Source organism: Halomonas sp. M20 (assembly GCF_020622265.1).
GTDB lineage: Bacteria > Pseudomonadota > Gammaproteobacteria > Pseudomonadales > Halomonadaceae > Modicisalibacter.
Genome location: NZ_JACNMQ010000002.1, coordinates 18,503 through 32,989 on the forward strand (window position 1 = coordinate 18,503; position 14,487 = coordinate 32,989).

A 14,487-nucleotide genomic window follows, 5' to 3' on the forward strand; every position below is an offset into this window, starting at 1 on the left:
CCGCCAGACACAAAAATCCGGCGCTGACTATCAGGGCCGGATCGATGATCCATCCTACGAAGCTGACGCACGAAAATGTTCAGTTACGGCTATGCTTGGCCAGCAATTCACTTAGTTTGTTATCAAGACGCGCATTCTTGCGCGCGTCAGGATCGCGCTTTCCTGTGGTATCCCGCTCACGCTGCTGAGCCTGCAGCGATTCGAGCTGCTTACGTGCGTGGCGCGCTTCTCCGTCGGTGACCAGACCAGCGGGCATGCCTTTCAGGTCAATGCGTTCCGCGCCGGCGCGTACCGCCTTGAGATAACGCGGCAAATGCACATAGCAGGCCAACGCTCGACGCACCAGCTTGTCGGGCCGGGTTTCATGCTCCATCAACTCCTCATGTATACCGACCTTGAGGGGGCGTGTATGGCCCTTGAAGAAGGTGTTCGTGTAGCGCCGATACCATTCATCGAGCAGCGCCTGAGGCGATGGCAGCTCGTCCCCCGCCGATGAGGATGGCCGCTCCCGAGTATCGATCGTCTCGACGTCCTCAGGCTGCGCTTGCGGCTGCATGTCCGGGACAGACTCGAGGGGCGGTGCTTGAGCAGGCTCCTCCTGCAATTGCTCTTCCGCGACAGGCCGGCGAGGCGGCAACGGGTAATTACGCTCCGATGCGCTGCGCGGCACTGCGGCCTGGGCAAGTGCCGTCTCCCGTTGCTCAAGGGTATCGCGTAGCTGAATGTTCTCTGCTTCGAGCACCGTGAGGCGGCGACGCAACCGCGTTATTTCATCCAGACCCCACTGTGCCTGATGTTCCAGGGTGTCCAATAGTGTGGCTGTGCGATCCGTCAACAAAGGCGGCCTCCTTGAACTGGCCCGATCTCGATTTATTTTGACCAATACCAGCGTTGAACGACGATAATGTCAAATCCGTGTGGTCAGCAGCGTTCGTAGACGACAAACGCATAGTTCGGACATGACGCTGAATGCCGGGTATCGTTTCCATCGTTTGTGGTCGCCGGGGTACGTTCGACTTCTCGCCACTGATCCTTGTTCAGCGGGGGGAAGTAGGTATCACCAGTGACGATGGTATCGATCTCGGTAAGGTAAAGCCGTGACGTGTAGGGCATTGCCTGGGTGAATATCTCACCACCACCGATAACGGCAATCTCCTTGGCGTCGTCATTTCGCGCCTGCTGCTCCGCGACTGACAGCGCTTGCGCCAGATCATGACATACCTGCACGCCTTCTGGAGCAAAGGTCGTGTCACGCGTCACCACGATGTTGAGACGGCCCGGAAGCGGCCTGCCGATGGAGTCGAAGGTCTTGCGCCCCATGATCAATGGCTTGCCCATGGTGGTGCGCTTGAAGAACTTGAGGTCTTCCGGCAAGTGCCAGGGCAGCTGATTATCGATACCGATCACCCCGTTGCGGGTAAGGGCAGCGACCATCACGACTGCGATCCGGGGCGCTTCCTGGGAGGGGTTCATACCGCGACCTCGGCCTTGATATGGGGGTGAGGCGCATAATTCTGGATCGCAATATCCTCGAAGCGAAAGGCGAATAGATCCTTGACCTTGGGATTGAGCGTCAGTTGAGGCGCTGCATGAGGGGCGCGGGACAACTGCAGTTCGGCCTGTTCGAGATGGTTTTCATAAAGGTGCGCATCGCCCAGGGTATGAATGAACTCCCCAGGGGCCAGATCGCAGGCTTGCGCGATCATCCGAGTCAACAGCGCATAGCTTGCAATGTTGAAGGGCACGCCAAGAAAAATGTCCGCGCTGCGCTGGTAGAGCTGGCAAGAGAGCCGGCCGTCGGCAACATAGAATTGAAAAAGGGCGTGACAAGGTGGCAGCGCCATGTCATCGATCAACGCTGGGTTCCAGGCGGAGACGATAAGGCGGCGCGAATCCGGATTGCGCTTGATCTGCTCGACGACATTGGCAATCTGGTCGACATGTCCCCCATCGGGATGCGGCCAGCTACGCCATTGGTAGCCGTAGACCGGGCCTAGGTCCCCCGCTTCATTCGCCCATTCATCCCAGATGCGCACTCCATGCTGCTTGAGGTAGGCAATGTTGGTGTCGCCCTGCAGGAACCACAGCAGCTCATGAATGATCGAACGCAGATGCAGCTTTTTCGTGGTGACGAGCGGGAACCCTCGGCTCAGATCGAAGCGCATCTGATGGCCGAAGATACTTCTGGTGCCGACCCCGGTACGGTCGGATTTTTCGACACCGCCGTCGAGCACGTGTCGTATCAGGTCGAGATACGGCTGTTCGAGGGCGGTGTGTTCGAGAGCATCAGTCATGATCGTTTGGTTTGCTTGGATTGGGTGGCCTCTGCCGCGACGATACCATCTATCGGCTGTCGACGAGACCAGGCGATCAGCCCCAGGCCGGCAGCAATCATCGGCAGTGTCAGCAACATGCCCATGGTCAACCAACCGAAGGCGATGAAGCCCAGCTGCGGGTCCGGTAGTCGCACGAATTCCACCGCAAAACGAAATACCCCATAGAGCACGAGAAACAGACCGGAAATCATACCTCTATGACGCGGAAGGCGCGATACCCACCACAAGATGGCGAACAACACCACGCCTTCCAGCAAGAATTCGTAGAGCGATGAAGGGTGCCGGGGTTCGGGACCCATACCGGGAAACGGAATGGCCCAGGGCAGGCTACTCACGCGACCGGGCAGCTCCGCATTGAGGAAATTACCGATTCGCCCTGCTCCCAACCCGATGGGTACCAGGGGGGCAATGAAATCGGTCAATTGGAAAAAGGCCAGCCGGTGCTTGCGGGCAAACAGCCAGGCGGCGATGAGCACGCCGATCAAACCGCCATGGAAGCTCATGCCGCCATCCCAGAGCTGAAACAGCCAAAGCGGATTTTCCAGCAGCCGATCGAAGCCATAGAACAGCGCATAACCGATACGGCCGCCCAACACGACGCCAAGGGCGCCATAAAACAGCATGTCGCCAATATCGTCGTGATTGAGGCCGACACGATCAGCGCGTAAGCGCCCCAGCCACCAGGCGCCGATGAAACCGACGACATACATCAGCCCATACCAATGAATCTTCAGTGGGCCTATGGCGATGGCAACGGGGTCTATCTGTGGGTATTCAAGCATGGCAATCTCAAGCTGGGAATCAGGCAATATCGACATCTGGCAACCAGCGCCGAATCATATCGATTAGCGTCTGGGGCCGATAGGGTTTAGCGACATAATCATCCATGCCGGCGGCAAAAAAGCGCTCTCGATCACGCTCGCTGGCATTGGCGGTCAATGCTATCAGCACGCTACGCCGCGCATCCTGGCTCAAACTTTCCTCTTCGCGCCAGCGAATGCTCGTTTCAATACCATCTGGTACCGGCATGAAAATATCCATGAATACAAGATCGTAAAAATGCCGTTGCGCAAGCGCAAGCGCCTCCTTGCCTCCACCGGCCATATCCACTGCAAGCCCATGACGCGAAAGCACATCTCGCGCCAGCATGCTGTTCACCGGGCCATCGTCGACAATCAGAATACGCACGGAACGCGTTTCTTGTAGCGCCAGGCCCAGGGAATCTCGCTGGACCCGATCTGGCATATCCACGTCGCCGTTCTCATTCAACTTATCGAGCAGCTCGACCATTTTCGAGCCCTGCTCGTGCAACCCAATATCAGGCTCGGTGCGCTTGCCAAGCTCTTCCGACAGCAACTTCAACTCACGCTGCAGCAGCGTCAGGTAATGCGACTTGAGCCGTGATTCCTGGCGCGCAAGCTCGCAGGCCAGAGAGAGCTGCCGCACCTGATGTCGGGACTCGGTCTCGTCGACCAGCAACATCAATGTATTGCCATACTCATCATCGCTTTTATAGCGATGCATGATTCGCCAGTTGTCATCGCCTCCCTTGACTCTGACACGATCACCGCCCTCTTTACTCTCGATAGCAAACAGCGATTCGTGAAGTCCCTGTAACTCACGCTGAGAATGACCTATGAGTTTTTCGAAAGCGGGGTTGGCGGCTATCAGCATATCGTCAACTGTCAGCGCCGCGGGCAACTCCAGCGCCTCGAGCATATCGAGCAACTGGGGCTGACGCTTGAGGGCTTCCAGGGACGATTCGAGTCGGCCAAGCTCTCGAACAAGCTCGGCCTGAAGCCCATCGGTCGCTTCTAACGTGGTTGTACGGGGCATGATGGTTGGGCGGGGTGCGGCAGGCTGAGCCTGCCACTGAGCAGCCTTCCAGCTTTCAACCCACTGCCTGAGCCCTACGACGCTTTCGACTGGTGTTTGCAGCGCTTGTTCCCAGTTGCGGGTCATTCGGTTCAACACGACGTACAGCGCACCTAAAAGAAGCAGGCTTCCCAGGAACCAGGCTATGCCGAGCCATAAAAACCCATACCCCTTTGCACCGACAGCAGGGCTGGAGTGCTGCAAGCTGACCAGACGCCAACCGTTGGTAGACAAGACCGTCCAGACCAGCTGTGCCGGCGCTCGCTTGTTTTCGGGCAACCGCTCGTCGGTCAACGTGATAACGCCGCGGCGCCCTGCGCCGTCCGGAAGGTCGACTGGCACCGATCCCAGTAGCCCCTGACCCTGATCATCGATTAGCCACGTCTGGACACCGTACCCAACATACTCTTGTATGAGCCGGGCAAAATGGCGAGAGTCAAGCTCCAGCCACAGGCACGCCAGTGTTTCGCCCTGGACGTCGGTGAGATCGTAATGAGCGTCAAGCAGTATGTCATCCGACGACGCTTGATTCATGACATGCCAGTGAAGCGCAGAATTGTTGTTGTCACCGGATGGAGTGAGCTGCGGAAGGGATAAGCTTAGTTCACCGATGTCTGCCGGCGCCGCACTTGCCGGGACCATGGCAACAAGCCCCTGGGGCAGGCGCACGGCCAGGCGCTTGATCAACGTATCGCTCTGGTATAGATCATCCAGCAAGGGTTCGAGCAGATAGAGCTTGGGAAGCAGTGTCGCCAGGTTCTTTTCTTCAGGCTTCAGGGCTTCGCCGAAAAGCACCATCGTATCGCCTGGCGCCAAATGATAAGGCACATCGACTTGAACTGGCGTGATAACGTTGCCTGGTGCCACGACCGTATTCAAGGCACGACGTACCGAACGCCCAAGCTGACGCAGGTGACGCTGCTGATCGATCAGTCGCTGCTCGATCAATCTTGCCTGCTGCTGCTGAGTTTGAAGCAGGCTACGCTGATGCGCTTGATCAAGACGCTGGTCGATATCACGCCATAGCCACAGACCGACCCCCATGCACATGAGGGAAAAACAAATTTCGGCCACCAGCAGAGGTAACGCAGCGCGCACCAGGCGCTGACGCAAAAAGTTCCGACTGTTCCTTTCTGCTGAAGCCTTTGGCATCGTGTCATCTGTCCCCAACAAAGGAGCGAGTCTACTCGTTTCGGTAATTGGTCACCATGGCACTTCTCAAATGAGCGGAGACCCCGATGTGCTTGATCGTATTTGACTGGCAGCCCGGCACTCGAGTGCCATTGCGGATGGCCGCCAATCGTGACGAGTTTCATGCCCGCCCTACCGCCGCACTGCAGCGATGGGAAGAGGCACCCGAGATTCTGGGCGGTCGTGATCTGCGCGCCGGAGGCACCTGGCTGGCGGCCCATAATCGCGGTCGTCTGGCTGCCGTGACCAATGTCCGTGCGCCTCGGTTCGAAGCACCGATAAACGCGGCCAGCAGAGGCGAGCTGGTACATCAGGCACTGGAATGCGACTCGCTTGAGAACTGGCTTGTAGAGCTGACTCGGAATCAGGCGCACCGCTATGCGGGGTTCAATCTACTGGCAAGCGATGGCGAAGGGCTGTGGCATCTGCATCACGGGCCTTCGGGCACCGGCCTCGAGAAAATCTTACCGGGGGTGCACGGCCTGTCCAATGCCAGCCTCGACACCCCTTGGCCAAAACTGCTAAGTACGCGCGCAGAGTTTGCCGAGATGGCATCTGAAAACCTGGATGAGACGGCCTTCGCCGCCAAGGCCTGGTCGCTGCTGTCCGACGAGCGCCCTGCCGAGGATGCTCGCCTTCCAGCTACCGGCGTGGACCTGGCCCTGGAGCGCTTTCTTTCGGCGCCTTTCATCGTCGGTGAGGAATACGGCACCCGAGCCAGCACCTGGGTAAACTGGCAGGCGGATGGCAACCTGACCATCGGTGAGCGTTCGTTTGGGCCTTGCGGTCAACTTTTCGATGAGCGGCAATATCGACAGGAGATGCCGACCCTGCCCACTAAGTAGCAGGCATTAGAATAGCCCCTACGAAATTACTTAAAAATCGCTGAATAAATAGCCGAGCGGAATGAAGCGCAAGGCGCCCGGAACACAGAAGGCGAGACATAACATGGGGGTTAGGCGAGCCTTCGAGTACCGCGTAACGCAGCGATTCGTCCGAGCAGGCATTTATTAGTGATTCACTTCTGATAATCCTTGGGCGGCAGCAAATGCGCCAACCCCCACTCTTCAAAACGCATCATGAGATGGCCGCGAACTGCCATCAGTGTAGGCAAACTCAGAACTTCCTCGACCAGGGTTCGTGCCTGGGCCAAGCTCACACGGCGAATCGCGGCACGTACCTTGGGCAGACTAGGCGCATTCATGGAGAGCACCTTGAATCCCATGCCCATCAGCAACAGCGCACCCCCAGGGTCGCTGGCCAACTCCCCGCATACCGAGGTCGGCATTTCAAGCTGCTCGGCTTCCTTGGCCAGGCGTACCAGAGCGGCAAGCACCGCTGGATGACAGGCGTCGTAAAGCTCTGCGACTCGCGGATTGTTACGGTCCACCGCCAACAGATACTGGGTCAAGTCGTTGCTGCCCACCGAAAAGAAATCGACCCGCGCCGCCAAGGCATCGAGCTGGTAAAGCGTGGCCGGCACCTCCAGCATCACCCCGACCCGGGGCGTCGCGATGGCCAGCCCCTCCTCTCCCAGCTCGACCTGAGCACGCTCGAGCAGCCGCAAGGCCGCGTCGACCTCATCGACATTGGTGATCATGGGCAGCAGGATATGCAGATTGTCGTAGCCCACGGAGGCCCGCAGCATGGCGCGCAACTGCACGATCAGCACTTCGGGGTGATCCAGGGTCACGCGGACACCGCGCCAGCCGAGAAAAGGATTGGCTTCCTGAATGGGAAAATAGGGTAGATCCTTGTCGCCCCCGATATCCAGGGTCCGCATGGTCACCGGCAAGGGAGCAAAGCCTTTCAGCTGCTCACGGTACAGCCGCTCCTGCTCCTGTTCGCTGGGAAAACGCTCGGTAATCATGAACGGCATTTCAGTGCGGTACAGCCCCACGCCAGCGATGCGCGGCTTGAGCTGTGCCACCGCATCGAGGGTCAGACCGGTATTGACCATCAATGCCATGGCGTGACCATCCGGCGTTTCGCTGGGCAGGTGCTGCTCGTGTTCAAGCGTTTCCGCCAGGGCCCGCTCCTCGGCGATCTGCTCTTGATAGTGGCTGATCAGCTCGGTATCCGGTCGAACGAACAGACGTCCACGGTGACCGTCAAGAATCATCGGCGCACCATTCAAGCGCTGCAGGGGCAGATCGACCATGCCCAGAACGGTCGGGATGCCCATGGCCCGCGCCAGAATCGCCACATGGGAGGTGCTAGAACCGCTGATCGACACCAGGCCCGCGAGCTTTTCTCGAGGTACTTCACCCAGCATGGTCACGCTGATCTCATCGGCGACAAGGATGCAATGCGGTGGAATGGTGTTGATGGTACGCGGGCTTTCTTCTTGTAGATGCGTCAATATCCGCCGGCCCAGATCGCGGATATCCGCTGAGCGCTCGCGCAGATAGTCGTCATCCACGCGCTCCAGATAGTGCACATGGCGCCGTACCACGTCCGCCAGCGCCCCAGGCGCCCACTGGCCTTCGAGAATGCGCTTTTCCACCTCCTGGCCTAGCGCCGCATCGGCGAGCATCTGCTCATAGGCATCGAACAACGCCAGTTCCTGGACGGAGATACGGTTGGCCAGACGCTCTCCTGTGCGGCGCATCTCACCACGCACCCGATCGATGGCCTCCCGCAATCGCCGGATTTCGCTCTCAGTGTTGGTAGGGATTAGATCCGGCACGCTGTCCAGGTCCGCCAAAGGCGCGATGACCAGCGCTTCGCCAATGACGATGCCAGGCGAGGCAGCAATCCCTTTGAACATCGCCATGCCATCGGCGCGGGTGGGTTGATTGAGTGCCCCGGTGGCGATGGCATGGGCCAGTACACCGGCAAGCTGCGCCGCCATGGTAATCAGAAAGGCCTCGTCACCTTCATCGTAGCGGCGCTTTTCCTGCTGCTGGACCACCAGGACGCCAAGCATGCGTCGCTGGTGAATGATGGGCACGCCAAGGAAACTGGAGAAGCGTTCTTCGCCAGTCTCCTTGAAATAACGGAAATGGGAATGGGCCGGCGCATCCTCGAGATTGAGAGTCTCCTCCCGCTCGGCGACAAGCCCTACCAGCCCTTCCCCCAGGCACAGTGCCACCAGACCAATCGACTGGGTGCGCAAACCGATGGTGTCCTTGAGCACCAGGCGCTCGCGCATCGGGTCGAACAGATAGATGGAGCAGACATCGGTATGCATGGCCTTACGCACACGCCGCACGACGGTGGCCAGCGCAGCCTCCAGGCTACGCGCTTCATTGACCTCCTGAACGATACGACGTAGAACATCGAGCATGGGCATTCTTCTTATAATGAGAAAGGAATCTCAGCGCTGGTCATGAGGAGGCAGCAGCAACGCATCGCCTTCTCGTGCCAGGTGTTGCACCCGGGGCGCCAGTTCGCGCAAGGCGCGCCGATACACTTCACGCTTGAAGGGCACCACCTGACCCAAGGGGTACCAGTAACTCACCCAGCGCCAGCCATCGAACTCTGGCTTGGGCGTCATATCCATACATATTCTGCTGTCGAGACAGCGTATCTGAAGCAAAAACCACTTTTGCTTCTGGCCGATGCATATCGGCCGCGATTGTGTGCGTACCATGCGCCGGGGCAGACGGTAACGTAGCCATCCTCGGGTGCAGGCCAGAACATCGACATCGGCCGGAGTCAGGCCGATCTCTTCTTCGAGCTCACGATAGAGCGCCTGCTGTGGAGTCTCGTCGGACTTTATGCCTCCCTGAGGAAATTGCCATGCGTTCTGTCCTACCCGACGCGCCCAAAGCAGCTGACCCTCACGGTTGACGATGATGATGCCAACGTTGGGGCGAAAGCCGTCGGCGTCGATCACGGGCTTCACCTTCTTGAATCTATAGTTGGAACCATTCTTCCACAAAGAAAACACTGAATAAATGTCTGCGCTTTTTTAAAGTCTGAAAAAGCGTCAATAAGGGCATTAATTCCTTGGTGTGAATGCCCTGCCGGTTCTGCAATAATTGCTTACATTTTGTAGTACCTACAGGTCATCAAGGAGTACGTCTTGAGTCTTGCCATCTTCGATCTGGACAATACACTGCTGGCAACGGATAGCGATCATGCCTGGGGGGAATTCCTGGTCGAGCAGGGCGCTGTCGACCCGGTACATTACCGGGAGATGAACGAGCGCTTCCATCAGCAGTACCAGGACGGCACTCTGGACATCCACGACTACCTGGCGCTGGCACTCAAGCCGCTGATGGAGAACTCGCCGGAGCAACTGGCCGCCTGGCACCAGCAGTTCATGATCAGCAAGATCGAGCCACATATTCTCGTGAAGGGAGAGGAACTGCTGGCCGAGCATCGCGCCCAGGGCGATACCCTGCTGATCATCACCGCCACCAATCGCTTCATTACCGCGCCGATTGCCCATCGGCTTGGCGTGGATGATCTGATCGCCGTCGAGCCCGAGATCATCGACGATCGCTATACCGGGCGTGTCAGCGGTACGCCCAGCTTTCAGGCAGGCAAGGTTCTGCGTCTCGAAGAGTGGCTGGTCGGACACAGCGCTACCCTGGACGACGCCTGGTTCTACAGCGACTCCCATAACGACATACCGTTATTGGAAAAAATCGACAATCCGGTGGCCGTCGATCCAGACGAGAAGCTGCGCGATGTTGCCCTGCAGCGTGGCTGGCGCATTATCAGTCTACGCTGACGGAGCAGTTCGCTCCGCCCCCTCTATTTGACAAGGCAAACGATACGCCGTGGAACCTGTTTCGATTTCCCCGCTCAAAAGCGACTCATTTCTCTCGTTCGTCTGTTCCTGTCTGCCTGTTATTGGATGGTTTGATGCGTCTTAGATTTGCTTCTTTATCTGCACCTCTTGCCTTGCTGCTGGGTATTGCCCTTCTGGTCTGGCTGATCTTTGGCGATGTGCAGCACTTTCGTGCCGAACCGCCCGCAAGCGATACACCCCAGGAACCGAGCCTGACGCGGGTGGAGGTAAAAACCTCCCATGCACAGCAGCACGTACCGACGCTAACCCTGCAAGGTCAGCTCGAACCCAGGCGCGACGTCGTTCTGCGCCCCCGCCGTGCCGGTAGCGTGTCTGCCCTGCCCCACGCCCAGGGCGATCGGGTCGAGGCAGGCGATATTTTGCTGCAGCTCGATGAAGAGGACCTGCCCGAACTCCAGACACAGGCCGAAGCTGCTCTCGAACTGGCGCTTTCGGAACTCAAGGGCGGGCGGCGCCTCCAAGGCAAGAACCTGATTTCCAGCAACGATGTGCTGAGCCTGGAAAGCGACGTGGCCCAGGCCCGGGCGGAACTCGCCAGGCTGCGCCAGCTTCGGATCGACGCCAGCTTCAAGGCGCCTTTCCCGGGTGTGCTCAACCGTCTCGACATCGAGGTGGGCGATTTCGTCCAGGCCGGCGAGGATATCGGCAAACTGGTCGAGATCGAACGACTGCTCGCCACCGGTCAGGCCCCTCAGCGACGCGCCCCGGCGCTGCATCCCGGTTTACCGGTCACCGCAACGCTACTGAGCGGCGATCAACTCCAGGGCGAACTCAGCTATATCGCCAGCAGCGCAGACAGCGCAACGCGCAGCTATGCCCTGGAAGCAAACCTGGCCAATCCCGAACGCTTGCGTATCGCCGGCGCTAGCGCCACCCTCGATATTGCATTGCCCGCTCGCAAGGCCCACGCCCTGTCGCCGGCGCTGCTGGTTCTCGACGACGAGGGGCACCTAGGGGTCAAATACCTGGACGATGACGACAGGATTCGTTTTGCCTCGGTATCGCTGCTTACCGCCGATGCGGTTCAAACCTGGGTCACGGGGCTACCCGAGACGGTGCGGCTGATTACCTTGGGAGGCGGCTATGTCGACATCGGTGAAAAGGTCGAGCCCGTGCCCACCGATCCCAAGCAGGCCTCCTGATGCGCACGCTGATTCATGCTGCGCTGAATCGTAGCCGCACCACTTTGCTGCTATTGCTGTTCCTGGTATTAGCGGGGCTCATGGCCTATCAAGCCATCCCCAAGGAATCCAATCCTGACGTTGCCATCCCGATGATCTACGTCTCATTGGTGCTTGAAGGCGTCAGCCCGGAAGATGGCGAACGCTTGCTGGTACGCCCCATGGAGCAGGAGCTGCGCACCATCGAAGGGGTCAAGAAGATGACCTCTCAGTCCAGTGAAAGCATTTCCTCGATCACCCTGGAGTTCGATGCCGGCTTCGATTCCCGCCAGGCATTGGCGGACGTGCGGGAGCGCGTCGATATCGCGCGCAGCTCACTGCCGGATGAAGCCGAGGAACCGCGGGTTCTGGAAGTCAACGTCAGTCTCTTCCCGGTCATGTCCGTGGGCCTTTCCGGGCCGCTTTCTCCCGGCGAGCTGATGCGGGTGGCTCGGGAGCTTCAGGAAAGAATCGAAGGCATCCCCAGCGTGCTCGAGGCGGAAATCGCCGGAGAGCGCGAGGATCTCATGGAGATCGTGGTGGACCCCCTGGTACTCGATAGCTATGGCGTCAATTTCGACACCCTGTTCAACCTGGTGTCGCGCAACAATCGACTGGTTGCCGCAGGGAGTCTGGATAATGGCGCGGGACGCCTGTCGATCAAGGTGCCCGGCGTCATCGAGAATATCCAGGATGTCATGAACACTCCGGTCAAGGTCGAGGGCGATCGCGTGATCACCTTCGGTGAGGTCGCCCTCATTCAGCGCACCTTCAAGGATCCGGACGGCTATGCGCGCATCGACGGTCAGCCCGCTGTGGTGCTGGAAATTTCCAAGCGCACCGGCGCCAATATCATCGCCACCATCGACGAGGTCAAGGCGCTCCTCGATCAAGCCGAGCCTTTGTTGCCCGAAACGTTGGAGGTGGAAGTGATCATGGATCAATCGACAGACGTCGAGGACATGCTCAGCGAGCTTCTGAACAACGTACTCGCCGCCGTCGTCCTGGTGCTGATCGTGATCTTAGCCACCATGGGCCCCCGCGCTGCGCTATTGATCGGCATGACCATTCCCGGTGCCTTTCTTACCGGCATCCTGCTGATCTGGACAGTGGGCTACACCCTCAATATCGTCGTGCTGTTCGCCCTCATTCTAGTCGCCGGCATGCTGGTGGATGGCGCCATCGTCGTGGGCGAACAAGCGGATCGTTACTTCGCCGAAGGGCGCTCACCTCATGATGCCTGGGCCGGTGCCGCCAGCCGCATGGCCTGGCCGGTCATCACCTCCACCTCCACGACCCTGGTGGTCTTCCTGCCGCTGCTGTTCTGGCCCGGGGTGGTTGGCGAATTCATGAAATATCTGCCGGCAACGGTGATCCTGTGCTTGCTGGCCTCCCTGGCCATGGCGTTGGTATTCATGCCCACTCTGGGCAATCTGTTCAGTTCCAGTCAGCATCTTGATAAAAAGCACGTAAGTAGAGGCGGACGTTTGTATCGCCGGATCTTGCTGCGCCTGCTACAGCATCCGGCTTGGACCTTGATCGGCGCTCTGGTCGTGATTGCCCTGCTCTACGCAGGCTATGCACGCTTCAACCATGGAGTAGAGTTCTTTCCCTCGGTGGAACCCGATAGCGCTCAATTGCTGATACATGCCCGAGGCGATCTTTCCGTCGAAGAGAAGGATGCGGTGGTACGACGCGTGGAAGCACGGTTACAGGGCATGAGCGAGGTAGAGTCGCTTTATGCGCGCTCCTACGCCAACCCTGACCGGGAAATAGGCGAAGACGTCATCGGCCAACTCTCCTTCCAGCTCATCGACTGGCATGAGCGGCGGCCCGCTACCGAGATTCTCGCCGATATGCTGGAACGCACGCGAGACATTCCGGGCATTCGTCTGGAAACTCGGGAGCAGGAACAAGGACCTACCAGCGGCAAGCCGATCCAGATCGAAATCGGCGCGACCGACCCCGCCCTGGCCGAACGCGCCGTGGAGAAGCTTCGCAGTGCCATGCAACGCCTGGGCGGCTTTCGCGCCGTGGAGGACAACCGCAGCCTGCCCGGCGTTGAATGGCGCCTGCAGGTCGATCGCGAAGCGGCAGCGCGTTTCGATGCGGATGTCTCGACTATCGGCAGTGCCGTGCAGCTGGTAACCAACGGGCTGCAGCTTGCAACCTATCGCCCCCAGGATGCCAACGACGAGGTGGACATTCGCGTTCGCCTGCCCGGTGCCAAGCGCAGCCTCGATCAACTCGAACGCCTGACTATCAACACGGCCAGGGGCCAAGTCCCGATCAGCCATTTTGTGCGCCTGGAGCCTGCACCCAAGGTAGGCACCCTGCACCGGGTCGATGGGCAACGCACAATCACGCTGGAAGCGGATGTCGAGGCTGGGCGTCAAGTCGATGAGCGATTGAAAGCCTTGAGCGATACCCTGGAGAACTTGCCCGCGGGCGTAAGCATCGGTTTTGCCGGCGAACAGGAAGATCAGGCGGAAACCAGCCAGTTCCTAGGTTTCGCTTTCGGTATCGCCATCTTCCTGATGCTGATCATCATGGTGACCCAGTTCAACAGTCTTTATCAGGCCTTCCTGGTGCTGTCGGCCATCGTCTTCTCGACCGGCGGTGTACTGCTTGGCCTGCTGCTCAATGCGCAACCCTTTGGCATCGTCATGGTTGGCATGGGCATCATTGCCCTGGCTGGCATCGTGGTGAACAACAATATCGTGTTGATCGACACCTACAATCAGTTCCGCGATGAAGGTCTATCCGCGCATGAAGCGGCTCTGGAAGCCGGTAGCCAACGCCTGCGTCCGGTACTGCTCACGGCGATCACCACCATTCTGGGGCTGATGCCCATGGTATTGGGCGTCAACGTGGATCTGCTGGCACCAAGCCTGGGCTGGGGGGCGCCTTCGACCCAGTGGTGGACACAGCTTTCCAGCGCCATCGCGGGTGGGCTGGGATTTGCGACGGGACTGACGCTACTGTTGACGCCCTGCATGTTGTTACTGGGCGCACGGACCAGCGAAAAAGTGGCGCAACATATTAAGACAGTGCGTAACCGCTGAGTTCGAACCGATTGCCTGTCAGCGCGAGTTCGCAAGACTCCATGCACGGAAAAATGCCTCGCTGGCAGTGGCGAGGCATGTATGGTTTGGACGAA

11 protein-coding genes are annotated in these 14,487 nt (G+C 59.0%); 4 read left to right on the plus strand and 7 right to left on the minus strand.

The features are described 5' to 3' along the window. Positions 1 to 79: 79 nt before the first annotated feature. The 5 genes from H7850_RS05740 to H7850_RS05760 all read right to left on the minus strand — a co-directional run bounded on the left by H7850_RS05740 (position 80) and on the right by H7850_RS05760 (position 5,324). Positions 80 to 835, minus strand: a complete 756-nt coding sequence (locus tag H7850_RS05740; RefSeq protein ID WP_227368568.1) for a ProQ/FINO family protein — start codon at positions 833 to 835, stop codon at positions 80 to 82. An 86-nt stretch (positions 836 to 921) separates the two neighbouring features. Further along, the gene (locus H7850_RS05745) at positions 922 to 1,473 is read right to left on the minus strand and encodes a dihydrofolate reductase (protein WP_227368569.1); all 552 of its coding nucleotides are present in this window, start codon (positions 1,471 to 1,473) and stop codon (positions 922 to 924) included. After that, positions 1,470 to 2,294: a thymidylate synthase gene (locus H7850_RS05750; protein WP_227368570.1), complete on the minus strand. Its 825-nt coding sequence runs from the start codon at positions 2,292 to 2,294 to the stop codon at positions 1,470 to 1,472. The genes H7850_RS05745 and H7850_RS05750 overlap by 4 nt, the downstream gene beginning before the upstream one ends. Beyond that, a complete protein-coding gene (gene lgt / locus H7850_RS05755; protein ID WP_227368571.1) occupies positions 2,291 to 3,118 on the minus strand; it encodes a prolipoprotein diacylglyceryl transferase in 828 nt (275 codons plus the stop codon). Before lgt ends, H7850_RS05750 begins: the two co-directional genes overlap by 4 nt. 19 nt (positions 3,119 to 3,137) lie before the next feature. Continuing rightward, positions 3,138 to 5,324 carry a response regulator gene (locus H7850_RS05760; protein WP_227368572.1) on the minus strand — a complete coding sequence of 729 codons (2,187 nt, stop codon included), beginning with the start codon at positions 5,322 to 5,324 and terminating at the stop codon, positions 3,138 to 3,140. Between the two features lie 125 nt (positions 5,325 to 5,449). On the opposite strand from H7850_RS05760, the gene H7850_RS05765 reads away from it, so the two are divergent. After that, positions 5,450 to 6,247: an NRDE family protein gene (locus tag H7850_RS05765; protein WP_227368573.1), complete on the plus strand. Its 798-nt coding sequence runs from the start codon at positions 5,450 to 5,452 to the stop codon at positions 6,245 to 6,247. A gap of 173 nt (positions 6,248 to 6,420) precedes the next feature. Here H7850_RS05765 and ptsP read toward each other — a convergent pair whose 3' ends face one another. Both ptsP and H7850_RS05775 read right to left on the minus strand, forming a co-directional pair. Continuing rightward, entirely contained in the window at positions 6,421 to 8,691 is a 2,271-nt protein-coding gene (ptsP, locus tag H7850_RS05770; RefSeq protein ID WP_227368574.1) for a phosphoenolpyruvate--protein phosphotransferase, read from the minus strand. Between the two features lie 30 nt (positions 8,692 to 8,721). Then, complete coding sequence (locus H7850_RS05775; RefSeq protein WP_227368575.1) at positions 8,722 to 9,243, minus strand: RNA pyrophosphohydrolase; 522 nt, start codon at positions 9,241 to 9,243, stop codon at positions 8,722 to 8,724. Positions 9,244 to 9,432: 189 nt separating this feature from the next. Here H7850_RS05775 and H7850_RS05780 point away from each other — a divergent pair, with 189 nt between their 5' ends. The 3 genes from H7850_RS05780 to H7850_RS05790 all read left to right on the plus strand — a co-directional run bounded on the left by H7850_RS05780 (position 9,433) and on the right by H7850_RS05790 (position 14,392). Then, entirely contained in the window at positions 9,433 to 10,086 is a 654-nt protein-coding gene (locus tag H7850_RS05780; protein WP_227368576.1) for an HAD family hydrolase, read from the plus strand. 134 nt (positions 10,087 to 10,220) lie between these two features. Further along, a complete protein-coding gene (locus tag H7850_RS05785; RefSeq protein ID WP_227368577.1) occupies positions 10,221 to 11,309 on the plus strand; it encodes an efflux RND transporter periplasmic adaptor subunit in 1,089 nt (362 codons plus the stop codon). Continuing rightward, positions 11,309 to 14,392, plus strand: a complete 3,084-nt coding sequence (locus H7850_RS05790; RefSeq protein ID WP_227368578.1) for an efflux RND transporter permease subunit — start codon at positions 11,309 to 11,311, stop codon at positions 14,390 to 14,392. Before H7850_RS05785 ends, H7850_RS05790 begins: the two co-directional genes overlap by 1 nt. Positions 14,393 to 14,487 lie beyond the last annotated feature (95 nt).

What these genes read in the sequence shown, in the direction of transcription:
- H7850_RS05750 (WP_227368570.1), bottom strand. Translation starts at nt 2,294, where the DNA reads ATGACTGATGCTCTCGAACACACCGCCCTCGAACAGCCGTATCTCGAC.
- ptsP (WP_227368574.1), bottom strand. Translation starts at nt 8,691, where the DNA reads ATGCTCGATGTTCTACGTCGTATCGTTCAGGAGGTCAATGAAGCGCGT.
- H7850_RS05790 (WP_227368578.1), top strand. Translation starts at nt 11,309, where the DNA reads ATGCGCACGCTGATTCATGCTGCGCTGAATCGTAGCCGCACCACTTTG.
- H7850_RS05785 (WP_227368577.1), top strand. Translation starts at nt 10,221, where the DNA reads ATGCGTCTTAGATTTGCTTCTTTATCTGCACCTCTTGCCTTGCTGCTG.
- H7850_RS05765 (WP_227368573.1), top strand. Translation starts at nt 5,450, where the DNA reads ATGTGCTTGATCGTATTTGACTGGCAGCCCGGCACTCGAGTGCCATTG.
- H7850_RS05745 (WP_227368569.1), bottom strand. Translation starts at nt 1,473, where the DNA reads ATGAACCCCTCCCAGGAAGCGCCCCGGATCGCAGTCGTGATGGTCGCT.
- lgt (WP_227368571.1), bottom strand. Translation starts at nt 3,118, where the DNA reads ATGCTTGAATACCCACAGATAGACCCCGTTGCCATCGCCATAGGCCCA.